Genomic DNA, 24802 nt, shown 5'->3' on the forward strand with positions numbered 1-24802 from the left:
GCCGCTTCAGGGCGCCGGATCCTCGAGATTGTCCTCCTCGTCCCGATATTCCGGCCGGGCGATGCTTTCCTTCTGGGCGCGGGCGAGGTCGCTTGTGTCCTGGCCGATCTCCGTCGCGACGTCGGTGTTGCGGCGTTCGTCCTCATGCACCCCGTCGAGATCCGAATGGGGCGGGGTTTTAGGCGGCTTCGACATATAGGCTCCTCGCTAGGTTGGAGGATCAACCCGGCGCCCGCATCGCCGGTTGCCAAAAAAAATGCGCGGCCATCAATTTTTTCGGGGATCGGATGGAACCCGCGCTCCCCTTCGTCGTTCAGCACTTCGGATAGTGACCTTTTGCCCCCCCGCTCTCGCTATCCAGAAAATGAGCCCGGACGCGCTAACCTCCCCCCCCCCCCCGGTAGCGCCTCCGGGCTCAACTCTTTCCCGGGGCCTTCCTTCTCTTCAGTCCTGATCGCGACGCCAGCGTTGCCGCTGCGGAACAAGCTCGAACGTCGGCGGGTTTTCCATGCGCGACGTGCGGCTCCGCCGCCTTCAGGAGAGAGACGATGGTACGTAAGCTTCTTGTGACGATGACGATCATGGGCAGCGTGGCCCTTGCCGGCTGCAACACCCTGCGCGGCGTGGGTCAGGACATCCAGTCGGTGCCGGACTGCGTCCAGGGCCGCACCTGCTGATCCGACCTTAATCGGACGAACGGCGGCGCCGCTCCTTCCCGGGAGCGGCGCCGTTTTTCGTCGCGCGGCCCTTCAGCGGGCGCGGCGGGCGGTGACGAAATAATCGAGCGACTTGTCGTCGGTGAGCGCGAAGCCGCGGGTGACGGAGAAGCCGAGGCCGGTCGTGTCGACCACCTCCAGCCCCGCCTCGCGCAGCAGCGCGCACAGCTCCTCCGGCGTCAGGAACTTCTCCCAGTCGTGCGTGCCGCGCGGGATCTGGCCCGTGCCTTCGCCAATCACGATCATCAGCAGCCGCGACAGAGTGGTGCGGTTGGGCGTCGACAGGATGAGGAGCCCGTCCTCGTCCAGGTTGCGGGCGAGGCCCCGCACGAAGGCGGCGGGATCGGCGACATGTTCGATCACCTCCAGCGAGCAGACGAGATCGTAGGGCCCGGCGAGCGCCTCGACCCCGCCCACGCGATAGTCGATCTCCAGTCCCTGACCCGCGGCGTGGATGCGTGCCGCCTCGATATTCTCGGGCGCGGCGTCGACGGCGGTCACCCCGGCACCGAGCCGGGCGAGCGGTTCCGCCAGCAGGCCGGCGCCGCAGCCGACATCGGCCGCCTTGCGCCCCTCGAGCGGGCGGCGGCTGGTCTCGTCGAGACCCCAGTGGCGGTCGAGCTGCGCGCGGATATAGCCGAGCCGCACCGGGTTCAGCCGGTGGAGCATCGCCGAAGAGCCCTTGGGGTCCCACCAGTCGGCCGCCAGCCGGCCGAAATGCGCGGCTTCCCGCGGATCGATCGTGGTCGGGTCGCTTGCATGTGCCATGGGCCGCTCCTATCAGTGCGGCGCCTTCAATCCCACTCCAATCGGACAGGTTCCCCGCGCTTATGCTCCGCATCGTGATGAAGTTCGGCGGCACGTCGATGGCGGGGATCGAGCGCATCCGCCACGTCGCCAATCTGGTGAAGCGCGAAGCCGAGCGCGGCAACCAGGTCGCCGTCGTCGTGTCGGCGATGGCCGGCGAGACCGACCGGCTGGTCCAGCTGTGCCGCGAGGCCGCCTCGCTCTACGACCCGCGCGAATATGACGTCGTGGTGGCGAGCGGCGAGCAGGTGACGAGCGGCCTCCTCGCCATCACGCTGCAGGGCATGGGGCTCAACGCCCGTTCTTACATGGGCTGGCAACTCCCGATCCGGACCACCGCCGCCCATGCCTCGGCGCTGATCGACGGCATCGACGTCGACGTGCTGGAACGCGTGTTCGGCGAAAGCGGGATCGCCGTCATCCCCGGCTTCCAGGGCGTCGCCGCCGACGGCAGCGTCGCGACGCTCGGCCGTGGCGGATCGGACACCTCTGCGGTCGCGCTGGCCGCCGCGATGAAGGCCGACCGCTGCGACATCTATACCGACGTCGACGGCGTCTACACCACCGACCCCCGCATCGTGCCGCGCGCGCGCAAGCTTTCCGCCATCACGTATGAGGAGATGCTGGAGCTCGCCTCGGTCGGCGCCAAGGTCCTCCAGACCCGCTCGGTCGGGCTCGCCATGCGCTACAACATGCCCATTCAGGTCCTCTCCTCCTTCGAGGACCGGCCCGGCACCATGGTCGTCGGCGACGACCGGATCGAGGATTACAAGATGGAACGCCAGCTCATCACCGGCATCGCCTACGACAAGAACGAGGCGCGGATCACGCTGACCGGCGTGCCCGACCGGCCCGGGTCGGTGGCCGCGATTTTCGCGCCGCTGGCCGAGGCGAACGTCAATGTCGACATGATCGTCCAGTCGGTGCCGCGCGCCGGCGAGCGCTCCGACCTCACCTTCACCGTCCCGACCGCCAGCCTCGCCCATTCCAAGGCGCTGCTTGAAGGGGTCCGGGAGGAGGTCGGTTTCCAGGAGATATTGACCGACACCGACGTCGTGAAGGTGAGCGCGGTCGGCGTCGGCATGCGCTCCAACGCCGGCATCGCCGCCCAGATGTTCAAGGCGTTGGCGGGGCGCGGCATCAACATCATCGCCATCACCACTTCGGAGATCAAAGTCAGCGTGCTGATCCCGGAGGAATATACCGAACTCGCCGTGCGCGTCCTCCACACCACCTACGGCCTCGACGCGGAGGCGGCGGAATGAGCGTCTGGAAGGACACGACCGGCCACGACCGCCTCCGCCGGCTGATGGGCCGCGGGGCCGGGTTCCTCGGCTGCGAGGTCGCCGTCATGGGCGGGGCGATGAGCTGGATCTCGGAGCGCAACCTCGTCTCCGCCATCTCCAATGCCGGCGGGTTCGGCGTGATCGCCTGCGGAGCGATGACGCCCGAGTTGCTCGACACCGAGATCGCCGAGACAAGGGCGCGCACCGATCGCCCGTTCGGCGTCAACCTCATCACCATGCACCCGCAGCTGTCCGATCTGATCGACGTGTGCGGCCGCCATGGCGTCGGCCATATCGTGCTGGCGGGCGGCCTTCCGCCGGCGGGGTCGATCGACCGGATCAAGGCGACCGGCGCGAAGCTCATCTGCTTCGCGCCCGCGCTGGCGCTGGCGAAGAAGCTGATCCGCTCCGGCGTCGACGCGCTGGTGATCGAGGGGATGGAGGCGGGCGGTCATATCGGCCCGGTCTCGACCTCGGTGCTCGCGCAGGAAATCCTGCCCGACGTGGCGGCCGACATCCCGGTGTTCGTCGCCGGCGGGATCGGCCGCGGCGGCCTCATCGCCGGCTATCTCGAAATGGGCGCGGCGGGCGTGCAGCTCGGCACCCGCTTCGTCTGCGCCCACGAATGCATCGCCCATCCCAATTTCAAGAAGGCGTTCATTCGCGCCTCGGCCCGCGATGCCGTCACCAGCGTCCAGGTCGATCCGCGCCTTCCGGTGATCCCGGTCCGCGCGCTCAAGAACCGCGAGATGGAGGCGTTCGCCGCCAAGCAGCGCGAAGTCGCCGGCCTGCTCGACGGCGGCCAGGTCGAAATGGCGGAGGCGCAGCTCCAGATCGAACATTATTGGGCCGGCGCGCTGCGCCGCGCCGTGATCGACGGCGACGTCGAAACCGGCTCCGTTATGGCCGGCCAGTCGGTCGGCATGGTGAAGCAGGAACAGGCCACCGCCGACATCATCCAGGAACTGGTCGACCAGGCGGCGCAGGCGCTGGAGCGGCGCGCGGGCTAGGCTCGTCTTTTCAGGCGCTGCCCTCGCTTCATTTTCGCAGTGGCCCCCGCCGCCTCCCATCTGTTAGGCAGCGGCCATGCCGACCAGTTCCGCCGCATCCGCTCGCGAGATCCTGACCGGGCTTCACGACGTCATGGCCGCCAAATCGGGCGCGCAGGCGAAGCTCAACCGGGTGGTGCGCATCATCGCCGAGGCGATGTCGAGCGAGGTCTGCTCCATCTACCTGCTGCGCGACGGCGCGCTGGAGCTGTTCGCGACGGTCGGGCTCAACCAGAGCGCCGTCCATGTCACCAAGCTCGCGCTCGGCGAGGGCCTGGTCGGCACCATCGCCGAGCAGGTGGCGGTGCTGAACCTCGACGAGGCGAGCCGCCATCCCGAATTCGCCTATCGGCCCGAGACGGGCGAGGAGCTGTTCCACAGCTTCGCCGGCGTGCCCATCGTCCGGCGGGAGCGGGCGATCGGCGTCCTGTGCGTCCAGCATGCCGATCCGCGCGCCTATGACGAGCTGGAGATCGAGGCGCTGCAGACGGTGGCGATGGTGCTCTCCGAGCTGATCGCCGGCGCCGGCCTGGTCGACGATGCCGGCGCCGCCGCGCTGTCGAAGAGCGAATCCGGCGCGCTGCGGCTCAACGGGCTGAAGCTGGTGACCGGCATGGGCCGCGGCCAGGCGGTGTTCCATCAGCCCCGCATCGTCATCGAGCATACGGTGGCGGAGGACATCGAGGCGGAGCGCCACCGCGTCTATTCCGCCTTCCGCAAGATGCGCGAGCAGATCGACCAGATGACCAACCTCGCCGAATTCGGCGTGGGCGGCGAGCATCAGGAGATTCTCGAGACCTACAAGATGTTCGCGTACGATGAGGGCTGGTCGCGGCGCATCAACGAGGCGATCGACAGCGGCCTCACCGCCGAGGCGGCGATCGAGCGCGTCCGCCAGCGCACCGCGATGCGGATGCGCCAGATCGACGATCCGCTGCTGCAGGAGCGGATGCACGACCTCGACGATCTCGCCAACCGGCTGCTGCGCATCGTCTCCGGCCAGCTCGGCACGGCGGCACAGACAGGCCTGCCGCACGATGCGATCCTCATCGCCCGCAATCTCGGACCCGCCGAGCTCCTTGAATATGACCGCCGCAAGCTCAAGGGCGTGATCCTGGAGGAAGGGTCGCTGACCGCCCACGTCACCATCGTCGCCCGGGCGATGGGCGTGCCGATGCTCGGCCGGGTGCGCGACATCCGGCGCCGGATCGGCGAAGGCGACGCGCTGCTCCTCGACGGGGGCGAAGGCGTCGCCTTCGTCCGGCCGACCCCGCCGATGGAGGAAGCGTTCGAGGCCAAGCTGCTCGTCAGCCAGAAGCGGCGGGCCGAATATGCGGCGCTCCGCGACGCCGCGCCCGTCACGCGCGACGGCGAGCGCATCACCTTGATGGTGAATGCGGGCCTGCGCGACGACGTGGCGGCGCTCGACGTCACCGGCGCCGACGGCATCGGCCTGTTCCGCACCGAATTCCAGTTCCTGGTGTCTGCGGCGCTGCCGCGCAAGGACAGCCAGTTCCGCCTCTACCGCTCGGTGCTGGAAGCCGCGGGCGACAAGCCGGTCATCTTCCGCACCGTCGATATCGGCGGCGACAAGGTGCTGCCCTACATCAAGGCGGACGAGGCGAACGACGAGAATCCGGCGATGGGCTGGCGCGCGCTGCGCCTGGCGCTGGAGCGCGACGGGCTGATGAAGGTGCAGGCGCGGGCGCTGCTGGAGGCGGCGGCGGGGCGCGAGCTCAACGTCATGTTCCCGATGATCTCCGAGCCCTGGGAGTTCGACGAGGCCAAGGCTTTGTTCGAGAGCCAGCGGCAATGGCTGGCCGAGCGGCGCAAGCTGCTGCCGAGCCAGGTCCGCTACGGGGCGATGCTGGAGGTGCCGGCCCTGGCCGAAGTGCTCGACGTCCTGCTGCCGCGCCTCGACTTCCTGTCGATCGGCACCAACGACCTCACCCAGTTCCTGTTCGCCGCCGACCGGTCGAACCCCAAGCTCGCCGAACGCTACGACTGGCTGTCGCCCGCCATCCTGCGCTTCCTGCGCCGCATCGTCCGCGAGGCTCATGCCCATGAAGTGCCGATCGGCATTTGCGGGGAAATGGGCGGCCGGACTCTGGAGGCGATGGCGCTGATCGGGATCGGCATCCGCCGCCTGTCGATCACGCCGGTCGCGGTCGGCCCGATCAAGGCGATGATTCGCTCGCTGGACCGGCGCGCGGTGATGGCGGAGCTCGACCGCCTGCTCGACGCGCCGAACGGAGAGCTGCGCGCGCAACTCGGCTCATGGGCGGAAAAGAACGGCATATCGATAGGCTGAACCTATTCGCGGCCCGGCGGTTGCCGAGGGGAGCCGCGGTTGACATTGGCGGCGCGCTGCTATGACATGGCCCAAAGCGGGCGCGAGGACGAATGACCGAAGGATTGCGGCCCGAATATCATGACGCGCTGGGGGATGTTGCTTCGATGGCGGAACTGAACGAGGGACCGGTGCCGGGCGACGCCGTTCCGATCGGCGAGCGGCTGCGCCGCGCGCGCGAGGCGAAGGGGATGACGATCGACGAGGTCGCCGCCCAGACCCGCATTCCCACCCGCCACCTCCTCCATATCGAAGACGGCAACTGGCAGGCGCTCCCGGCGATCACCTACAGCGTCGGTTTCGCGCGGGCCTATGCCAATGCCGTCGGCCTCGACGGCGCGCGCATCGGCCTCGAGCTGCGCGACCAGCTGGGCGCGGGGCCGAAGCCCACCGTCCCGCCCGAATATTACGAGCCGGCCGATCCGGCGCGGGTGCCGCCGCGCTGGCTGATCGTCACCGCCGTCCTGATCGCGGCGCTGCTGGTCGGCGCCTATCTGATCTTCCGAAGCAATGTCGGCGCGCTTCCGGACGAGGGCGTCCCGGTCGCCGAGGCCCCCGCTCCCGTCGATCCCGCCGCGCAGGCGCCCGAGCCGGCGGCGCCCGCCGGCCCCGTATTGGGCCAGGACCGCACCGTCACGCTGAACGCGACCGCCCCGGTGTGGCTGCGCATCTCCGATGAAGGCGGCCGCACCCTGGTGGAGCGCACGCTCGCGGCCGGCGAGACTTTGCAGGTGCCGGCGGAGGCGCAGCGGCCGGTGCTGCGCGTCGGCGCTCCGGAGGCGCTGCAGGTGCGCGTCGGGCAGACGCAGATCCCGCAGCTCGGCCCCGGCGGACGCCCGGTCGGCAATGTCAGCCTCTTGCCCGAGGATCTGATCGCCCGCGCGCAGGGCGCCGCGCCGGCGCAGTAAACGCTTAATGCTGGCGACAGCCCACCCTTCCTAATAGAAGGGACGGGAGAGCCATTCGCGGGGATAAGTCATGCGTTTTCATCTTCTTGCCTTGGTCCTGCTTGCCGGGACGGCGGCGCCGGCCGTTGCCCAGTCGCCGGCGGTGGAACGTCGGATCGACCGGCTGGAGCAGGAAATGCGCGCCGTGCAGCGCCGCGTCTTCCCCGGAGGCGCCGGAGCGGTGGTGGAGCCCGAGATCCGGCCGGAGCAGCAGCAGCCGCTGCAGCCGGGCGGCGCGACCGGCAACGCTTTGTCCGCGCTCAATGCCCGCGTCGACGCGCTCGAGGCGCAGCTGCGCACGCTGACCGGACAGACCGAAGAGAACAGCCATCGCATCCGCCAGCTCGAAGAGGCGCTGAGCCGCTTCCAGCGCGACACCGAAAGCCGGCTGAGCGCGGCCGAGCGCGCCGCCGCCGCGCCGGTCGCCCAGGCACCGGTCGCCGCGCCGCCCGCGGCCGGCGGACAGAGCCCTGCCCCGCGCCCGGCCACCAACACGTCCGCCACGAACACGCCCGCGGCGAACGCGCCGGCCGCCGGCACCGCCGCCACGCCGGCCGCCGATCCGGCGCAGGAGGCCTATAATGCCGGCTATCGCCTGTGGGAGCAGCGCCGGTTCCAGGAGGCGCAGCAGGCGCTGGAAGCGGCCGCCGCGGCCCATCCCAACAGCCGCTGGGCAAGCTGGTCGCGCAATCTCGCCGGCCGCGCCTATCTGGACGACAACAAGCCCGCCACCGCCGCGCGCATCCTGCTCGCCAATTATCAGGACAATCCGCGCGGCGAGCGCGCCGCCGACAGCCTGTTCTTCCTCGGCCAGGCGCTGGTCCAGCTCGGCCGCCGGCCCGAGGCCTGCCGCGTCTATGACGAGCTGCAGGAAGTCTATCCGAACATGCGCGACTGGCTGCGCCAGCGCCTGCCCGAAGCCCGCCGCAACGCCCGCTGCACGAACTGAGTAGCTAGCGGCCGCGGGCCGCGCGGAGTTCGGCGATTTCGGCCCGGAGCGCCGCCATCTCCTGCGTCAGTTCCTTGATCGGCAAGGGCGAGGGCGGCTCCTCCCCTTCCGTCATCGCGGTCACGATGATCGCGATGAACAGGTTCAGCACCATGAAGGAAGTGACGAGGATGAAGGGCACGAAGAACAGCCAGGCGTTCGGTTCCACTTCCATCACCGGCCGCACGATGCCCATCGACCAGCTTTCCAGCGTCATGATCTGGAAGAGCGAGTAGAGCGAGGCGCCGATCGAGCCGAACCATTCGGGGAAAGCGGGGCCGAACAGCTTCGTCGCGATGACGGACGACACGTAGAAGACGAGCGCGAGCAGCAGCACCACCGATCCCATCGCCGGGATCGCGCGCAGCAGCCCTTCGACCACCTTGCGCATCGACGGAACGACCGAGATGAGCCGCATCGCCCTCAGGATACGGAGCGCGCGCAGCACGGCCAGCCCGCCGCCCGCCGGCATCAGCGCGATGGCGACGATGATGAAATCGAACCAGTTCCAGCCGCCGCGGAAGAAGCGCCAGCCGTAGGCGAACAGCTTCAGCCCGATCTCCACCACGAAGATGCCGAGCGCGATCCGGTCGAGGAGCATCAGGAACGCGCCGGCCCTGGCCATCGCGGCGGGCGAGGTTTCGAAGCCGATTACCACCGCGTTGACGAGGATGACGGCGATGATGAAATTCTGGAATCGCGCGCTTTCGACCAGCCGCTGGACGCGCGCCCGTAGCGTGCGCCCGGCCGCGCCGGCGTCGGGCATTGGATTGTTCATCGCTGTCGTGGCTCCGGCTTTGGTCGTTCCCCGTCGTCACGCTGATTAGGGAGGGGCTCGGCCCGCTTCAAGAAGGGCGGGGCGGATCAGTAGATATAGCCTTCCCGTTCCCGGAACTCGCGGTCGCCCGAGATGTCGCCGGGCGGTGCGGCGCGCGGCGCGGCGGCCGGGCGCGGCATGGCACGCGGCGCCGCCTTGGGCGGCTCCGGCACGGCGAGGACGGGAGCGGGCGGCGGCACCGCGGCCTGGGCGGGCGGCGCTCCGGCGAGGCCGATCGCGGCGCCGGCGCGGGCGAAGAAGGCCTCGGCCGCGCTCGGCGGCGATTCCGCCATCTCCTCCACCTCGACCGCCAACCCGGGCGGAGCGATCGCGGCGAGCCGGCCGGACGCCACCGCGATCAGCGCGAGGCCGAGCACCAAAGCCGCCGCCCACCCGGTCCAGGCCGCCATGCCGAGCGCGAAGCGGCGCGGCGGCGGGGACCAGGCCTCGCGGATCTGGCCCTGCGCCGCCAGCCACATCCTGTGGTCGTAGTCGGCGCGGCGGGTGGGATCCTTCAGCACGGCATAAGCGGCGTTGATGCGGGTGGCGGCGCGGCCGGCCTGTCCGTCGCCCGCCTGGTCGGGATGATATTTCTTCATCAGCGCGCGATAGGCGGCCTCGATCACCACCTCTTCGGCGCCCGGAGTGACGCCGAGCACATCGTACAGGCTGGTCCCGCCGTGCTTGCTCATCGCAGCTCCGGTAATGGCCGAGACGGCAAGGATTTTCCAGCCAGGAAATGCGCAGCGCCGCTCAGGGCGCCGCCAGCAATGCGTCGCGCCGGGACAGAAGCTCGCCGAGAGGCGGCAGCGCCTCGGCGTCCGGGACCGACGCCGCTCCGAGCCGCGCCGCCGCCTCCGGCCCGATCGGCGGCAGCGCGACGGCGATCGCCTCTGCCTCGTCCAGCCGGCCGGAACAGTGGAGGGCGAGATCGCAGCCCGCCGCCAGCACGCCCCGGGCGCGCTCGGCCGGGGTGCCGGACAGCGCGCCCATGCCGATATCGTCGGAGAGGAGCAGGCCGTCGAATCCGATCGCGCCGCGAATCACCTGCTCGATCACCGCCGCCGACAGGCTGGCGGGCCGCGCCGCGTCCCAACTGGCATAAGCGACATGGGCGACCATGCCGATCCGCGCCCGCGCCGCCAGCCGCCGGAAGGGGAGGAGATCGGCCGCCATCGCCTCTGCGGCGGCGGCGACGCGCGGCAGCTCGCCATGGCTGTCCGCCGTCGCCCGGCCATGGCCGGGCATGTGCTTCATCACGCCCGCGACGCCCGCCGCCGCCAACCCGTCCAGCACCGCCCGGCCGAGCGACGCGGCCGCCACCGGATCGGCGCCGAAGGCGCGGTCGCCGATCACGTCGTGGCCGCCCGCAAGGTCGAGCACCGGCGCGCAGGCGACGTTCAGCCCCGAGCCGCGGAGCGTCGCCCCCATCGCCATGGCGTTGAGCCGGGCCGCTTCGATCGCCGTCATCGGCGCGTGGGCGTAGAGCGCTCCGAAGCGCGCCGGGGCGGGAAAAGCGGGCCACGCCGGCGGCCCGAGCCGCGCCACCCGCCCGCCTTCCTGATCGACCAGGAGGAGGAGCCCGGCGCGGCCGGACAGGTCGCGCAGCGTGTCGGTGAGGGCGCGAAGCTGCTCCGGATCGCGGCAGTTGCGGGCGAAGAGGATGTAGCCGGCCGGATCGGCGGCGCGGAAGAAGGCGCATTCGTCGGCGGTCAGGACCGGGCCGGACAGGCCGAAGATGACGGGAAGCATAGGGGCTCCCTGTAGCAGAGGCCGCCGCCCGCCGTCAGCGGCTTTCCCCAATCGCGGCGTAACCGCTTCTTAAACCGTTCTTCTGCTACAACGACGCTGCCCGAGGGAGGTGGGGAAGGCGATTTCCCCGTGGGCGATGGGGAAGATCATGCAGCCGCGCGAAAGCTCGACCGAGACATTGCCAGGCCCGGAGCCGCACGAGCGGCGCCGCGACAAGCGCTATCTTACCATCCTGCGCGTCGGAACGCTGATCGTGGACGGCCACCGCGAGCTGTGCCTCGTGCGCAACATTTCGGCCGGCGGGCTGATGGCGCATGTCCTCTCGCCGCTGCTGCCCGGCCGCCGCGTCGCCGTCGAGCTCAAGACCAACCAGCAGATCGAGGGCGCCGTCTCCTGGACCCGCGAGCCCTATGTCGGCATCGCCTTCGACCGCCCGGCCGACGTCGCCGAATTGCTGACCAACCCGCCGGTGCTGGAAAATGGCTGGCGGCCGCGCATGCCGCGCGTCGAGATCGACCGGATGGCGACGCTGCGCGCGGGCGCCAGGCTCCACTGGGTGTCGGCGATCGACATCTCGCAGGGCGGCGCCAAGGTGGAGACCGACCAGCCGCTCGAGCCCGGCACCGAAGTGGTGCTCGCCTTCGACCATTTCCGCCCGCTGAGCGGCGTGGTGCGCTGGCGCGCGGACGGCATCGCCGGCATCCGCTTCAACCAGGTGATCCCCTTCGGCGAACTCGCCGCCTGGCTGAAATCCCGCAAGGCCTGACGGACGGCCCGCTTTCGCGCCGCGAAGCGCCGCTTCGCGCGGGCTTCTCCGCCCCTTATCCCGGGCGCGCATCCTTGATGCCGACGTTGCGCCGCTTCTTCGATCGAAAGGCTGGCAGTCTCCCGGGCCCAAGATAGAATTTCAGGCTTTACAGTCGGCATTCTACCACTGACGCTTTAACGCTCCCCCCGATCGGAAGCTTTTACCCCTGAGCGACAAGCCTGTTTAACTCTTACTGACAGATGCGAGGGAGTGGTGAAGCCAACAGACCAAAGCAGGTCTAGGGGGCTGCCTCAGGTGCCCAGACCGCCGAAGCGGCCTTTCTCTTCCCGAAGGGTCTCCGGGTCTTCATCCAATAAGATCGATTTGGAAAAACTGATAAGGGCGATCGTCTCTGAAGTTCGATCCGTCGTCCGCGCCGAGATTGCGGAGAACGAGCTCCGCCTCATTTCCGCCGATTTGAAGACGCTGCAGACAGAAATGGCGCACTATCACGCTGCTCCTCGGGGCGTAGACAGGCTTCATCTATCGACCCGAGCCGCTTCAGATGTGGTCAGTCGTTTGGAGTTGTTCTCACTTGCGGGCCACGCAGGTTACATGGTGGCGCTCTCGACCTACATTCTCGTCCTTCAAGAACGCGCTCGAATGATCGATCGGAGAGAGCGCGCAAACGTCAGGGCCACCTTGGAGCGTGGGATAAAGTACGCGGAAGGAATGAATGCCGCTTGGAAGTCATGGCACGATCGAAGGTACGAAATCAAAAGAACAAGATTGATGCATGCAAGACTATACAAGATCCTTAGAGACGGCGTTCACGTTCAAACCGTTGTTTCGTCTGCCGATGCAGAACGAAACCTCCAGCAGCTTCGGGAACGGGACTGGAACGATGATGTCTACCCCAAACACGTGATGCCTTCCGAGGAGATCATCCGTAAATGGCGGGAGGCGCTCACTTCATGAGACGGAAGGGCGTTTCAACCTAGCAGCGCTTGAACCCGGTTGCTCGGAGCAGAGCGATCCCGCTTCCGTTTTACGAGATGAGACTGCCCCCAAGGCGATGTGCCGACCCGTGCCTCACGCGATGCACTTCTCGGACTCTGCCGGCTGGATAGAAGGGAAGGTGGAGCGGGTAGCGGGAATCGAACCCGCATCACAAGCTTGGAAGGCTAGTGCTCTACCATTGAGCTATACCCGCGATCCCGGCGCTCGGCCGGTCCGCCTGGCTCACTGCCACCTGAAGGGCGGCGCCGTCAACATAGACGGGGCCCCGCCGCCCGATCTTTCCCCGCGCCGCATCGCCCCGGTGAGGCCAACCGTTGCCTATCGCCGCCAGTCCCCCCGAACAAAGCGGGCCGCGCATCGTTGGCAGGGCATGGACACAAGAGGGAGACGATCATGCGAAACAATATAGCGGCCGCCGTATTCCGCGATTCCGACCAGGCCGAGCGGGCGATCCGCGAGCTGCGCGAGGCCGGCGTCCCGGACGACGCCATCTCCACCATCCGGCTGCACGACGGGACCACGGAGACGCGCGACGGCGCCGGCCACCGCACCGAGGTGCACGACCATGGCGACAACAAGGCGACGGGCGCGGCGAAGGGTCTCGCCGCCGGCGGCGTGCTGGGCGCGATCGCCGGCATCGGCGCGCTCGCCATTCCCGGCATCGGCCCGTTCATCGCGGGCGGCGCGCTGGCGCAGACGCTCGGCGCGGCCGGCTCGGCGGCGGTGGTGAGCGGCGCGCTCGGCGCGGCGGCGGGCGGCCTCACCGGGGCGCTGGTCGATTACGGCCTCGATCGCGAGCATGCCGAATATTATGAGAAGGAAGTGAAGGCCGGCGGCATCTTCGTCGCGGTCGACACCTCGTCCGATCCGTCCGCTTATGCCGCCAGCCGCGCGGTGCTGCGCGCCGCCGGCGGGCAGAGCGCGGACGCGGGAGCCGAATCCCATGCGTGACCGGCGCGGGAACGGGCCGCGGAGAATGGCGGCGGCGGCCGGCGCGGCCTTCGCGGTCGCGCTGCTCGCCGGCTGCGGCGGCGACGGCGGCCAGGCGAACGGCGCGGCGGAGACGGGCCAGGGCACCGGCCAGGAGACCGGAACCGCCCAGACCGGCGCGGCGCAGCCCGGCGCGGGCGCGGATCCGGCGACGGCCAATCTGACGTTCGAGTCCGCCCCCGGGCAGGTCGATCAGGCGGTCAACCAGACCGACCGCCAGAGCGGCGTCCCCAACGCCGTCGACGAAGCGACGAACAGCGTCCGCTGACCGGCGCAAAATCAGGGACAGTCCCCATTTTTCCAGCTCGCCCGGAAAATGGGGACTGTCCCTTTTTTTTGGAGAGGGAGCTAGGCGGGGGTTTCTTCCGGGGCCGGCTCGCATGAAGCGGGGAGGCCGCGCGACGGTGCGAGGCCTTCGCGGCGCATCAGGACGGCGACGGTGCCGAAACGGGCGACCTCGCCATAGCGGTCGGCGATGAAGCGGTCGAGCAGGCACACGCCGGAGCTGATCGCGCTTTCGTTCGGCTCCTCGACGTCCGCATAGATGCTGTCGAGCAGGACCCAGCGCACGTCGTTGGCGATGAGGTCGGCGACGATGTCCCTCTGGACCTCCTCCGTGGTCTGGAGCCCCGGTTCCAGATGGTACCAATTGGTCGCCGGGCGCCGGCCGCTGAAGAAATAGAGCGCGACATTGTTGATGTAGATCCGGTCGTGCCGCGCGGCGCCGACGAAGACCGGCTCGTCGGGGCGGCTGTGAGCGGCGAGGAAACAGGCGGCGCGATAGGTGTCGGCGCTGACGACGCCGAGGCCGAGATCGACCCGTGCGGCGCAGCGTTCGTCGCGGAGGGCGGCGGGCGGGCCGCGCAGGACCTGGGACGGAAACGCCGCCTCGAACCCGGAGCGTGCGTCCGCCCTCAGCGCCGAGAGCCCGCTCGCCAGGATCAGCAGCGACGCCGCGCCGAGGACGGCGAGCGTCGGCAGCTGCAGCTTGCGGCCGGCGGTCCGGCTCGCCAGGAACACCAGCAGGATCATCGCCGGTATCAGCGCCAACACCGAGTGAATGAAGGAGACGCGGACGATGCCCTTCAATGCGAACAGCCCGATCATCAGCAGCAAGGCGACGGCCAGAGCGGCGCCGGCGCCGAACCCGGCGCGGCCCGGCCCGCGCGGCTTCGTGCCGAGCAGCCAGGCGAGGCCCAGGGCCGCGGCGAGGAAGGGCACGTATACGATGAGCGGCAGCAGGGAGGACAGGGAAGGGCCCGGCACCGGCCATGGCAGGCTGCGCATGCGGGCATAGTTGGCCGGCGGGAAGGCGACGATGTCGTGGAAGAAGCCGGGGATCGCGCCGACCGCCAGAGCGGCGGCGGCCACCGGCAGGAAGACGATGGAAATGCCGACGCCGTAGACGAAGACCTGCCGCGCCAGCAGGCGGAACGGCGCGCGTTCGGCATAGGCGATGAAGGCGAGCGCCAGGACATGGGCGGCGAGCAGGAAGAATCCGATGTCGTAGCGGAAGAGAGCGGTGACCCCCGTTAGCATGCCGGCGGCGACCGTGCGGCCCGCCCTGGCGTCCCGCATCGCGCCATCATGGAAGAGGAGCAAGGTGCCGGCCAGCGCGCACAGGATAGACGGGTAGACCGGATAGAGGAAGAAGCGGGCGGCGACGAAGACGGCGGCCTGGATCGCCATCACGGCGACGACGAGGCTCGGGCGCAGGCCCATGCGGCGCGCGGCGAGACCGCTCAGCAGCACAATCCCGACCCGGACAGCGATGTCGTAAATGCGGGCGACGGCGACCGATTCCCCGAAAACGGAGAACAGGCCGGACACGACCCAAAGCTGCATCGGACCGTAGATCCAGAAGAAGTCCCGGTGCGGCACCTGCCCCGCGCCGACCTGGACCGCGCCCTGCAGGACGAGCGCCTCGTCGTAGATGCCGACTTCCATATTCATCAGGAGCAGGAAGACCGCGCCGCTGGCGAGCGCCAGCAGGACGATCCAGGTCGTCGACAAGGGTTTGCCGGCGGCCGACAGATAGTCGTCGAGGCGTGCCTTGGCTTGCTTCGCCCGTGTCAGCATTGGCCGATCGTCTCCAGACAGTGCGCGGCCCTGCCGCGAAGCTTTTCTTCCCTCGCGGCGGGGTCCGGGATTCGGTGGCCGCCTAGACGAGGGCGCGGTGGCGGGCAAGCGGCGCGGCCGGGGGGCGGGCGGCGCGGAGGGCTCGCCAAAGCGGTTGCTTTCAGGCGCGCACATGCCCTAGAGGCGTCGCCGACACCTGCCGCGGGCCGGGTCGACACTCCTTTTTTGCAGCCTCTCGGCCCTCGGCGGCGACAGCGGAGGACGGAGCCGCGTTGTGAAAACCGTCATGCTGGTCCTGAAGATCGCGGTCAGCGTGCTGCTGTTGCTGCTGGTGATCAGCTTCGTCGACATCCACGAGATGCGGCTGAAGCTGATGACGGCCGATCCGTTCTGGCTGACTCTGTCGCTGATCGCGCTCGCCTGCCAGTTCGTCATTTCCATGCTGCGGTGGCATGACGTCTGCGCGGCGCTGAGGCTCGACATGTCCTACAGGAACGCTCTGTCGCTGGGCCTGGTGGGCCAGCTGTTCAACCAGATCCTGCCGACCAATCTGGGCGGCGACGGGGTGCGCGTGCTCGCCATGTCGCGGCACGGATGGCCCTGGACCGGCGCGGCGAGGACGGTGCTCGTCGACCGGGCGATCGGCCTCCTGTTCATCATCGGGGTGGCCGCCATCTCGCTGCTGGTCGCGCTCGTCTCGGGCCAGCCGGCGATTCCGCGCGGCGGCCTGATCCTCGCCGTCGTCGGCGGGCTGCTGCTGACCGCGATCGTCCTCATCGCCGTCGCCGCGCCGCACGCGGAGCGGCTCAAAGAGCGGTTCGCCGTGCTGCGGCCGGTCGCCTGGGGGCTGAGCGGGCTGCGCGAAGCGCTGACTTCGCCGAGATGGACGGCGCCGATCCTCGCCAAGGCGCTGCTGGTCCATCTGCTGCTGGTCCAGAGCTTCTGCTTCCTCGCCGCCGCGCTGGGGATGGAGATCAGCCGGGAATTGTACATGCTGATGACGCTGATCATCCTGGCGAGCGCCTTCCCCTTGTCCTTCGCGGGCTGGGGCGTGCGCGAAGGCGCGGCGGTGACCGGCCTGGCGCTGATCGGCGTCGGCGCGACCGAAGCGGTGCTGATCGCCGTCCTGCACGGGGTCGGCCAGATCGTCGTCGGGTTGCTCGGCATCATCTGGGTCCCGTTCTGGCTGTTCGGCAGCCGCGACCCCTGAGCCCGCCGCCGCCTCGACGCTCCCCGGCCCGGAGACTAGAATGACGCCGACCCATCTTTCCTGGACATGCACGTGATGAAGACGCTCAGCATCCTCTGCCCGGTCTATAATGAGGAAGCGGTGATCCCGCTGTTCATGGACCGCGCCGCGCCGGTGATCACCGCGTTGCAGGAGAGGTACGACGTCCGGCTCGTCTTCCTGGACAATCATTCCACCGATGCGAGCAACGCGGTGATCCAGGGGCTGATGGAGGACCGGGACGACATCTACGTCATCCGGATGAGCCGCAACGTCGGCTACCAGAAGTCGCTCGAGACCGGCATCCGCACCGTCGCCAGCGACCTCTACGCGTTCATCGACGTCGATTGCGAGGATCCGCCGGAGATGCTGCTGCGCTTCGCCGAGAAGATCGAGCAGGGCTTCGACCTCGTTTACGGCATCCGCACCGACCGTCCGGAGCCCAGCCACATCAAGCAGATGCGGCGCATGTTCTACCGGGTCCTGAACGGCATGTCGGACGAGGAATCCCTGTTCCTGATGGCGGAATTCTCGATGTTCACCCGGGAAGTGCGCGACAGCGCGCTTTCGGAGAACAATTCCTTCCCGTTCGTGCGGTCCGGCCTGGCGCGGGTCGGCTATAACCGGGTCGGCCTTCCTTATGTCCGCCAGAACCGGATCGCGGGCACGACCAACTACAATCTGGTGGGCATGACGGTGTTCGCGATGGCGGGCATCCTCGCCTCCACGACCCTGCCGCTCCGGCTTCCGGTCTATCTGCTGCCGCTGTGGTTGCTGCTGGTCACGCTGTTCGGCGTGCTGGCGGTGGTGAAGGCGAGCGCCTGGTGGGCGCTGGCGGCATTCCTCCTGTCGGTGGGCTTCATCGGGACGAGCATCGCCTTCATCGCGATGTACGTCGCGCGCACCTACAAGAACGGGCTGGCGCGTCCCAACGCGCACATCCAGCGCCGGCTCAGCCGCCTCCCGCCCGGCGACCCCGCCTGGTGACGCCCTTCCAGACCTGTCGCGACACGCTGGTCAGCTTCGACGGCGGCGAGCGCAGCAGCGTGGAGGTCGCGCGTCCCGACAAGCTGCGCTTCTGGAGCGAGCGGGACTGGCGGGCGATGCCGGCGGCGATTTCGCGGGGCGCCGGGCTTTCCTACGCCGCCGCCTCGTTCGGCGCCGGGGCGGTCAGCATCGAGCATGCTTATTACAACCGCATCCTCGCCTTCGACGAGCGGACCGGCGAGCTGACGGTGGAGGCGGGCGCCGACCTGTGGACCTGCCAGCACTTCCTGCTCTCCCGCGGCTTCTATCTCCCCTGCCATCCGGGGCACGGCCGGATCACGATCGGCGGCTGCGTGGCGGCCGACGTCCACGGCAAGAATCCCTGGCGCGACGGCACCTTCTCCGCCCAGGTGCGGGGGCTGACGCTGCTGCATCCCGATCACGGCCTTCTGACGCTCAGCCGCGACTCGAACGCCGATCTGCTGGCGCTGACCTGCGGCGCCTATGGCCTGACCGGCCATGTGCTGACCGTGACCCTGGCGGCGCGGGCGCTGGAATCGCCGGGCCTGAGGCTCACCCGCCGCGCCTTCGACAGCCTTGCGGAGGCGTTCGACGACCTGCGCCGCGCGGTGCGGACCGCCGACTTCGCTTATTCCTGGCACGACCTTTCGTCCAAGCGGGGCACCCACTTCATCTTCTCCGCGGCCGCCGATCCCGACGCGCCGCCCTACGCGCCCGGCCAGGGATCGGAGCCGCCGCCCTTGCCCGCCGCGAGCCGGCGGCGCTCGCCGGTCGGCTTCTACAACCGGGCGAGCCTCCCGCTGCTGAACGCCGCCTACAAGTGGAAGACGCGCCGCTTCCGGGAAGCGCGGCCGATCGGCATGATCGACGCCCTGTTCCCGATCCACGGATCGGAAATCTATTTCTCGCTCTACGGCCGGAAGGGCTTTCACGAATATCAGGCGCTGGTCCCGCCCGACCGAGCCGTCGCGTTCGTCGAGCGGGTCAGGCGCGGCGCCGCGAAGCGCGGCGTGGCGATCGCCTTGTGCTCGGCCAAGGCGTTCGGCGGAGAGGGGCGGTTCCTGCGCTTCGCCGGAGAGGGCATCGCAATCGCCTTCAACTTCCCGCGCGGCCGCGGCGGGGCGGCGCTGATGGCCGACATCGACGCCGTCGTCATGGAGCTCGGCGGCAAGCCCAACATCGCCAAGGACAGCCGCCTGCCGGCCGACGTCGCCCGGGCCTGCTATCCGGGCCATGAGGCGTTCCGCGCCGAGCTGCTCCGCTTCGATCCCCGGCGGCGCATCCGCTCGTCCTTGTCGGAAAGGCTGCAACTGTGACGGCGGTGGTGGTGGGCGCGAGTTCGGGCCTGGGCCGCGCCTTGTGCGAGGAGCTCGCCGCGCGCGGGCGCGACGTGGTGATCGTCGCCGGCCACATGGAAGATTGCGCGCGGCTGGCGGCCCACCTTCGCCTGCTGCACGGCGTGAAGGCGCTGCCCATCGCGGTCGACGCGCGCGACCCGGCCGCGTTCCGCGAGGGGCTGGCGCGCGGCTTGGAGGGCGTGGGGCCGGTCACCGACCTGTTCCTGCCGATGGGGGCGGCGTCCGACGAGGACCGGATCGGCGAGGCGGCGCGGGTCCTCCAGCCCGTCTGGCAGGTCAACTATGCGGCGGTGGTCGCGGCCGTCGAGCTCGTCCGGCCGCTGATGGCGCCGGGCGGCGGGCGGGTCGTGGGCTTCGGATCGATCGCCGCCGTCCGCGCGCGCAACCGGAACGTGCAATATGCCGCGGCCAAGGCGGCGCTCTCCACCTATTTCGAAGGGCTGCGGCACGCTTTGGCGCCGGAGAAGTGCACGGGGCAATTCTACGTCGTCGGCTACATCGCCAGCGGCCAGAGCTTCGGCAAGACGCAGCTCTTCCCGCCGATGCCGGCCCGCCGCGCGGCGCGCTCCGTCCTGAACGACGGCGCGCGGGATTTCGGGAGCCGTTTCCTGCCCCGCTACTGGGCGCTGGTGGCGGCCGCGCTGCGCTGCCTGCCCTGGCCGCTCTTCTCGCGGATGCAATTCTAGTGACGACGGCGTTCGCGCCGCCGGCCCCACCGGGCAATAAATAGGGACTGTCCCTATTTCAGGCGGCGCGTTTGAAGGTCCAGGAGATGGTGATGCCGTCGGGCGGGGTTTCGCCGGCGACGACGAGCTGGAGGGCGGCGTGGGGGCGCGCGTCGCCGTCCACCCACAAACTGTCCTCCACCGCCAGCCGGCCGCCGCGGCAGCGGAACTGCCAGACCGCGCCGCCGCGGACGCGGAGCAAGGCGCCCTGGCCGTCGGCGGTGGTGGTGACTTCGACCGAGGGATGGAGGTGGAAGCGCGCCGCGAAGGCGAGGCCGGCCGCCTTGCGCCGCCGCCCGGAGGGAATGAGCACGTCGTCCCCCTCCAGCGCGCGGCCGTCGGCCGACAGGCTCAGCCGCCGCTGGTGGACGAGCCCGAAGCGCCGCAGATAGCCGTCATGGCTCGCCTCGATGCGCGGCACGCCGCCGCTCTCGTCGCGCGCCAGCTCGACCTCGGCGACCCCCTTGCCGAGCGATCCGTCCTCGTGGATCGCGGTGGAATTGCGGTCGCCCAGCGTCAGCGTCGAATGGGCGGCGGTGGTGCGCAGGCCGTGCACGAGCTCCGCCGGCAGCGCCGCCTTGGCCGCGCCCACGCCGCCGCAATTGACGACGATGCGGTGCGGCCCGTCGCTGAATTCGAAAGCCAAGGTCGAGGCGCAGCCGCCGGTCATCGCCCGCGCCGGCGGCGGCGGCGCCGCGTCGAGCACGACGATCGCCTGCTTGGCCGCGATCCTCTGATAGCCCCAACCGCGCGCGTGGCGGAGCGGCCGGGTGGTGACTCCCGAGCCTTCGCAGGCTGCGATCACCCGGCGGCGCGAGACGGGGTTGCCGCCCTGCCAGCTCGACAGCGCCTCGTCGCCGAGCGTCACCGCGAGCAGCGCCGCGACCGCGGCGGCGAGCGCGTCGGCGGTGGCTTCGGGCATCTCCCGTCCGCCGGCGATATAGACGGCGCGCAGCTGGCTCAGCAGCTCGACCAGCTGGAGCTGCTCGAACGGCGAGCGGCTGGTGAGCCCGCCATCCTCGTGCAGCGAGGTGGCGAGCGCGCGGGCGAGGCCGGCCTCGCCGGTCTTGAGCCGCGCCGGCCCGCCCTGCACCACCAAGGCGGCGGCGATGACGCCGCTCCAGGCGGCGATGCGGGCGAGGCCCGGCGGGGCCTTGTCGGCGCCGCGCTCGAGATGGCGGGCGCCGCGCGCCAGCGTGTTCAGCACCGCCGAACGGTGGACGAGGTCGGGGCTCGACAGGATGTAGGGCGCGTAAGCGGTCCAGAACAGGATGCGCCGGCCCCACAGGTCCGCCCGCCAGGCGCGCTCGCTCACCTGATCGGCGTAGCACAGGAGCCAGCGCTGCATCAGGCCTTCGGCGAGCTTGGCCCCCCGCTCGCGGGTCGCCGCCGCGGCGAGATCGCGCAGCCAGGCGAAGCTCTGGAGATGGTCCGACGCGTCGGGCGGAAGCGCGGGATCGTTGAAATCGAGCTGGTCGAGCAGCGCGGAATGGCTGGGATGGACGAAGGCGCCGCCGAGCAGCGCCTCGCCCGCCGCCTTGTCGCCGGCGATCGGGTCCTTCGGCACGGCGAGCAGCTTCAGCGGGAACTTGCCGCGCAGCCGCAGCGCGTGGAACGGCGTCTTCCATGCGAGCCGGTGGAGCCGGTAGGACAGACGCTCGCCGAGCGACATGCCGCGGTCGTCGCCCGCCCGGATCAGGCGCTTGCCCGGCTCGATCTCGTCCTCGCGGCCGGTGGCGTCGATCCGTTCGAGGAGGCTCATGCGCCGCGCAGCCCCCGGATATTGTCCGCATAAGCGGCCGGGCCGCCCTTGAAGGTGGCGGTGCCGGCGACCAGAGCGTCGGCGCCGGCCGCGATCACCCGCGCCGCGTTCGACTGATCGACGCCGCCGTCCACTTCGAGGTCGATCGGCTTGCCGATCCTTTCGATCTGCTTGCGGATCGCCTCCACCTTGCGCAGCTGGCTCTCGATGAAGCTCTGCCCGCCGAAGCCGGGATTGACGCTCATCACCAGGACGAGATCGACCTCCTCCAGCACGTAATCGAGCATCTTGGCGGGAGTCGCGGGGTTGAGCGACACGCCGGCCTTCTTGCCGAGCGCCTTGATGCGCTGGAGCGTGCGGTGGAGATGCGGGCCGGCTTCGGGATGGACGGTGATGATGTCGGCCCCGGCCTCCGCGAACGCCTCCAGGAAGGAATCGACCGGCGAGATCATCAGATGGACGTCGAACGGCTTGGCGCTGTGCGGGCGCAGCGCCTTCACGACGGCGGGGCCGATGGTGATGTTGGGCACGAAATGGCCGTCCATGACGTCGACATGGATCCAGTCGGCGCCGGCCGCGTCGATCGCGCGCACTTCCTCGCCGAGACGCGCGAAATCGGCGGACAGGATGGACGGGGAAATGCGGACGGGCTGCTGCACGCCGAATCATTAACCCCCGCCGAGTCGGGGGGCAAGGAAAGGCGGCCCCTTATCCCCCGCTTTTTCGGACGAAGCGCGCCATGAAGAAGCTGTCCGCCCCGCCTTCGGCCTCCAGCGCGCCCGGCAGGATGCGCAGGCGATGCCCGTCGGGGACGAGGCCGGCGGGCAGCAGGTCCGGCGCGATCGGCGCGGGCGCGAGATCGGCGGGGGCGGCGTCGGCCACCCGTTCGCCTTCCTCCGGCTCCAGCGAGCAGACCGAATAGACGAGCGTCCCGCCGGGCTTCAGCCAGGCCGCGGCGCGCGCCAGCATCGCCTTCTGCGCCTCGGCGAGTTCGGCGATGGCGGCGGGGCGCACGCGGTGGAGCACGTCCGGATGGCGGCGGAAGATGCCGGTCGCCGAGCAGGGCGCGTCGAGCAGCACGGCGTCGAACGGGCGGCCGGGCGCCCAGCGCATCAGGTCCGCCGCGACCACCTCCGCCTCGAGGCCGGTGCGGACCAGGTTTTCGCGGAGTCGCGCCAGACGACTTTCGGACAGATCGAGCGCCGTCACCCGCCAGCCGGCGGCGGCGAGCTGCATCGTCTTGCCGCCGGGCGCGGCGCACAGATCGAGCGCGGCGCGCCCCTCGCCGGGGCCGAGCAGGCGGGCGGGAAGGGCGGCGGCGATGTCCTGCACCCACCAGCGCCCGCTGCCGTCCGCCGCCCCCTCGCCATAGCCGGTGAGGCCCGCCACCTGGGTGCGGCGCGGCAGCCGCAAATGGCCCGGCATCAGGCTGAAGCCCTCCGCGTCGCCCGGCGGATCGCCGGCAAGGTCGAGCGGCGGCGGCGCGGCGATCAGGCGCGCGGCGGCGGCGACCGCGTCCGGCCCCCACGCTTTCTCCCAGCGCCGCGCCACCGGGTCCGGCAGGGTGGGCACGTCGGGCAGGCGCGCGCCGCCGCGCATCAGCGCGCCGAACACGCCGTGGACCAGCTTGCGCGGGCCGCCGTCGACCAGCGGCAGCACGGTCGAGATCGCGGCGTGCGGCGGCGTGCCGAGGGCCAGCGCCTGGACCAGAGCGATGCGCAGCGCGAAGCGCGCCTTGGCGTCATGGGGCAGGTTCTGCCGGGTGGCGCCGTCGATCAGGGCGTCGAGATCGGGCAGCCGCCGCAGCGCTTCGGCGGCGATGGCATGGGCGAAGGCGCGATCGTCGCCGCGATCGAGGTCGCGCGCCGCCGTGTCGAGCGCCGCCTCGAGCGGCAGGCCCTTTCGCAGCACCGCGTCGAGCAGGCGCAGGGCCGCGCGCCGCGCGGCCGTACCGGGGGGATCGGCGCGGGTCAGCGGCGGCGGCCGTGCGGATCGAGCGCGCTGGCGCCGCGGCGGCTCTTCGGCACGGCGGTCGGGAGCACGGTCGGTCGGCCGCCGTCCACCACCGGCGGCGGCGAGCCGAGGCCCATCTCGTCGGCCAGCGCCTCGAGCGCGGCGATGCGGTTGCCGGTATCGGGATGGGTGGAGAAGAGATTGTCGCGCCCGGTCCGCGCGCCCGGCACGATGTAGAGCGCCGAGGCGGCCGGGTTGCGCGCCGCCACCGGATTGGGCACCCGCGCGGCGCCCTGCGCCAGCTTCGCGAGCGCGGAGGCGAGCGCGCGCGGATTGCCGTGGATCTCGGCGCCGGCGCGGTCGGCGCTATATTCGCGGGTGCGGCTGATCGCCATCTGCACGATCATCGCCGCGAACGGCGCGATGAACACCGCCGCCAGCGTCGCGATCATGTTGCCGCGATTGTCACCGCCGCGGAAGAACAAGGCGAAATTGGCGAGCATCGAGATCGCGCCGGCGATGGTCGCCGTCATCGTCATGATCAGCGTGTCGCGATTCTTCACATGGGCGAGCTCGTGCGCCATCACCGCCGCCACTTCCTCCTTGTCGAGGATGCCGAGCAGGCCCGTGGTCGCCGCCACCGCCGCATTGTCCGGGTTGCGCCCGGTGGCGAAGGCGTTGGGGTGCGGGGAATCGATCAGATAGACTTTCGGCATCGGCAGCGCCGCGCGGCGGGCGAGGTCGCGCACCATGCCCACGAGCAGGGGCGCGGAGCGTTCGTCCACTTCCTTGGCGCCGTGCATCTTCAGCACGATCTTGTCCGCGTTCCAGAAGGTGAACAGGTTCATGCCGGCGGCGAACAGCAAAGCGATCGCCGCGCCGCCGCTGCCGCCGATCGTATAGCCCAGGCCCATGAACAAGGCGGTCATCGCCGCCAGCAGCATGGTCGTCTTCAGCCAGTTGCCCATCTTGCCTTCACATCCTCCAGACCCGAAATGTGGGTGCGTCGCCCCCTTTTTTCAAACGGAAAACCCTCATGCCCGGCCGCCGCCCCCCGCACCTCGCCCCGCCCGCCCACCTGTCGAAAAGCCCGCCGGTCCCGCAACCCGACCCGGGCCCGGCCGACGTGGCCGAGTCCGGCGGCCCCAAGGGCCGCGAACCCACCCGCTACGGCGACTGGGAGAATAAGGGCATCGCCTGGGACTTTTGACGTTCCGGT

The 24802-nt window shown here is 70.1% G+C and carries 25 protein-coding genes and 1 tRNA gene; 15 read left to right on the plus strand and 11 right to left on the minus strand.

All coding sequences use genetic code 11. From position 1 onward, the window contains the following. Window positions 1-6: 6 nt before the first annotated feature. Window positions 7-195 carry a hypothetical protein gene (locus tag ACK4K7_RS01140; RefSeq protein ID WP_431863297.1) on the minus strand — a complete coding sequence of 63 codons (189 nt, stop codon included), beginning with the start codon at window positions 193-195 and terminating at the stop codon, window positions 7-9. A 353-nt stretch (window positions 196-548) separates the two neighbouring features. On the opposite strand from ACK4K7_RS01140, the gene ACK4K7_RS01145 reads away from it, so the two are divergent. Continuing rightward, window positions 549-677, plus strand: coding sequence for an entericidin A/B family lipoprotein (locus ACK4K7_RS01145; protein ID WP_431863298.1), 129 nt, complete (start codon window positions 549-551; stop codon window positions 675-677). A gap of 72 nt (window positions 678-749) precedes the next feature. Here the strand turns inward: ACK4K7_RS01145 and ubiG are convergent, their stop codons facing one another. Next, entirely contained in the window at window positions 750-1484 is a 735-nt protein-coding gene (gene ubiG, locus ACK4K7_RS01150; protein WP_431863299.1) for a bifunctional 2-polyprenyl-6-hydroxyphenol methylase/3-demethylubiquinol 3-O-methyltransferase UbiG, read from the minus strand. Window positions 1485-1546: 62 nt separating this feature from the next. Here ubiG and ACK4K7_RS01155 point away from each other — a divergent pair, with 62 nt between their 5' ends. The 5 genes from ACK4K7_RS01155 to ACK4K7_RS01175 all read left to right on the plus strand — a co-directional run bounded on the left by ACK4K7_RS01155 (window position 1547) and on the right by ACK4K7_RS01175 (window position 8104). Beyond that, window positions 1547-2788, plus strand: coding sequence for an aspartate kinase (locus ACK4K7_RS01155; RefSeq protein WP_431863300.1), 1242 nt, complete (start codon window positions 1547-1549; stop codon window positions 2786-2788). Beyond that, a complete protein-coding gene (locus ACK4K7_RS01160; RefSeq protein ID WP_431863301.1) occupies window positions 2785-3819 on the plus strand; it encodes an NAD(P)H-dependent flavin oxidoreductase in 1035 nt (344 codons plus the stop codon). The genes ACK4K7_RS01155 and ACK4K7_RS01160 overlap by 4 nt, the downstream gene beginning before the upstream one ends. Before the next feature lie 76 nt (window positions 3820-3895). Beyond that, window positions 3896-6169, plus strand: coding sequence for a phosphoenolpyruvate--protein phosphotransferase (gene ptsP / locus ACK4K7_RS01165; RefSeq protein WP_431863302.1), 2274 nt, complete (start codon window positions 3896-3898; stop codon window positions 6167-6169). A 92-nt stretch (window positions 6170-6261) separates the two neighbouring features. Continuing rightward, window positions 6262-7116, plus strand: a complete 855-nt coding sequence (locus ACK4K7_RS01170; protein ID WP_431863303.1) for a helix-turn-helix domain-containing protein — start codon at window positions 6262-6264, stop codon at window positions 7114-7116. A 70-nt stretch (window positions 7117-7186) separates the two neighbouring features. After that, window positions 7187-8104: a YbgF trimerization domain-containing protein gene (locus tag ACK4K7_RS01175; protein WP_431863304.1), complete on the plus strand. Its 918-nt coding sequence runs from the start codon at window positions 7187-7189 to the stop codon at window positions 8102-8104. Between the two features lie 4 nt (window positions 8105-8108). Here the strand turns inward: ACK4K7_RS01175 and ACK4K7_RS01180 are convergent, their stop codons facing one another. The 3 genes from ACK4K7_RS01180 to nagZ all read right to left on the minus strand — a co-directional run bounded on the left by ACK4K7_RS01180 (window position 8109) and on the right by nagZ (window position 10712). Further along, complete coding sequence (locus ACK4K7_RS01180; RefSeq protein ID WP_431863305.1) at window positions 8109-8921, minus strand: ion transporter; 813 nt, start codon at window positions 8919-8921, stop codon at window positions 8109-8111. 86 nt (window positions 8922-9007) lie between these two features. Continuing rightward, window positions 9008-9652, minus strand: a complete 645-nt coding sequence (locus ACK4K7_RS01185) for a J domain-containing protein (protein WP_431863306.1) — start codon at window positions 9650-9652, stop codon at window positions 9008-9010. 61 nt (window positions 9653-9713) lie between these two features. Then, on the minus strand, window positions 9714-10712 hold the full coding sequence (gene nagZ / locus ACK4K7_RS01190; RefSeq protein WP_431863308.1) for a beta-N-acetylhexosaminidase: 999 nt from the start codon (window positions 10710-10712) through the stop codon (window positions 9714-9716). 136 nt (window positions 10713-10848) lie between these two features. Between nagZ and ACK4K7_RS01195 the strand changes: the two genes are divergently transcribed. Next, window positions 10849-11478, plus strand: a complete 630-nt coding sequence (locus ACK4K7_RS01195) for a PilZ domain-containing protein (protein ID WP_431863309.1) — start codon at window positions 10849-10851, stop codon at window positions 11476-11478. Window positions 11479-11844: 366 nt separating this feature from the next. Then, entirely contained in the window at window positions 11845-12438 is a 594-nt protein-coding gene (locus ACK4K7_RS01200) for a hypothetical protein (protein WP_431863310.1), read from the plus strand. Window positions 12439-12599: 161 nt separating this feature from the next. Here the strand turns inward: ACK4K7_RS01200 and ACK4K7_RS01205 are convergent. After that, window positions 12600-12673: transfer RNA gene (locus tag ACK4K7_RS01205), tRNA-Gly, on the minus strand. A gap of 200 nt (window positions 12674-12873) precedes the next feature. On the opposite strand from ACK4K7_RS01205, the gene ACK4K7_RS01210 reads away from it, so the two are divergent. Together ACK4K7_RS01210 and ACK4K7_RS01215 are read left to right on the plus strand one after the other, a co-directional pair. Next, window positions 12874-13431 (plus strand): hypothetical protein, encoded by a 558-nt coding sequence (locus ACK4K7_RS01210; RefSeq protein WP_431863311.1) that lies wholly within the window; start codon window positions 12874-12876, stop codon window positions 13429-13431. Further along, window positions 13424-13738 carry a hypothetical protein gene (locus ACK4K7_RS01215; RefSeq protein WP_431863312.1) on the plus strand — a complete coding sequence of 105 codons (315 nt, stop codon included), beginning with the start codon at window positions 13424-13426 and terminating at the stop codon, window positions 13736-13738. The genes ACK4K7_RS01210 and ACK4K7_RS01215 overlap by 8 nt, the downstream gene beginning before the upstream one ends. Window positions 13739-13818: 80 nt before the next feature. On the opposite strand, the gene ACK4K7_RS01220 is transcribed toward ACK4K7_RS01215, so the two are convergent. Further along, complete coding sequence (locus ACK4K7_RS01220; RefSeq protein ID WP_431863313.1) at window positions 13819-15549, minus strand: hypothetical protein; 1731 nt, start codon at window positions 15547-15549, stop codon at window positions 13819-13821. A 274-nt stretch (window positions 15550-15823) separates the two neighbouring features. Here ACK4K7_RS01220 and ACK4K7_RS01225 point away from each other — a divergent pair, with 274 nt between their 5' ends. The 4 genes from ACK4K7_RS01225 to ACK4K7_RS01240 all read left to right on the plus strand — a co-directional run bounded on the left by ACK4K7_RS01225 (window position 15824) and on the right by ACK4K7_RS01240 (window position 19829). After that, window positions 15824-16759, plus strand: a complete 936-nt coding sequence (locus ACK4K7_RS01225) for a lysylphosphatidylglycerol synthase transmembrane domain-containing protein (protein WP_431863314.1) — start codon at window positions 15824-15826, stop codon at window positions 16757-16759. Between the two features lie 66 nt (window positions 16760-16825). Continuing rightward, entirely contained in the window at window positions 16826-17764 is a 939-nt protein-coding gene (locus ACK4K7_RS01230) for a glycosyltransferase (protein WP_431863315.1), read from the plus strand. Continuing rightward, window positions 17761-19101 carry an FAD-binding protein gene (locus ACK4K7_RS01235; RefSeq protein WP_431863316.1) on the plus strand — a complete coding sequence of 447 codons (1341 nt, stop codon included), beginning with the start codon at window positions 17761-17763 and terminating at the stop codon, window positions 19099-19101. Before ACK4K7_RS01230 ends, ACK4K7_RS01235 begins: the two co-directional genes overlap by 4 nt. After that, a complete protein-coding gene (locus ACK4K7_RS01240) occupies window positions 19098-19829 on the plus strand; it encodes an SDR family NAD(P)-dependent oxidoreductase (protein ID WP_431863317.1) in 732 nt (243 codons plus the stop codon). Before ACK4K7_RS01235 ends, ACK4K7_RS01240 begins: the two co-directional genes overlap by 4 nt. Before the next feature lie 58 nt (window positions 19830-19887). Here the strand turns inward: ACK4K7_RS01240 and ACK4K7_RS01245 are convergent, their stop codons facing one another. Genes ACK4K7_RS01245 through htpX form a run of 4 tightly spaced genes read right to left on the minus strand, consistent with a single transcriptional unit; the run spans window position 19888 to window position 24551 of the window. Continuing rightward, complete coding sequence (locus ACK4K7_RS01245) at window positions 19888-21630, minus strand: heparinase II/III family protein (protein ID WP_431863318.1); 1743 nt, start codon at window positions 21628-21630, stop codon at window positions 19888-19890. Then, entirely contained in the window at window positions 21627-22289 is a 663-nt protein-coding gene (gene rpe / locus ACK4K7_RS01250) for a ribulose-phosphate 3-epimerase (protein WP_431863319.1), read from the minus strand. Before rpe ends, ACK4K7_RS01245 begins: the two co-directional genes overlap by 4 nt. Before the next feature lie 49 nt (window positions 22290-22338). Continuing rightward, window positions 22339-23604 carry an RsmB/NOP family class I SAM-dependent RNA methyltransferase gene (locus ACK4K7_RS01255; protein WP_431863618.1) on the minus strand — a complete coding sequence of 422 codons (1266 nt, stop codon included), beginning with the start codon at window positions 23602-23604 and terminating at the stop codon, window positions 22339-22341. After that, entirely contained in the window at window positions 23601-24551 is a 951-nt protein-coding gene (gene htpX, locus ACK4K7_RS01260) for a zinc metalloprotease HtpX (protein WP_431863320.1), read from the minus strand. Before htpX ends, ACK4K7_RS01255 begins: the two co-directional genes overlap by 4 nt. Window positions 24552-24619: 68 nt before the next feature. Between htpX and ACK4K7_RS01265 the strand changes: the two genes are divergently transcribed. Beyond that, complete coding sequence (locus ACK4K7_RS01265) at window positions 24620-24793, plus strand: DUF1674 domain-containing protein (protein WP_431863321.1); 174 nt, start codon at window positions 24620-24622, stop codon at window positions 24791-24793. Window positions 24794-24802 lie beyond the last annotated feature (9 nt).

Origin of the sequence: Allosphingosinicella sp. (genome assembly GCF_046295735.1) — a bacterium.
In the GTDB taxonomy this organism is placed as follows: domain Bacteria; phylum Pseudomonadota; class Alphaproteobacteria; order Sphingomonadales; family Sphingomonadaceae; genus Allosphingosinicella.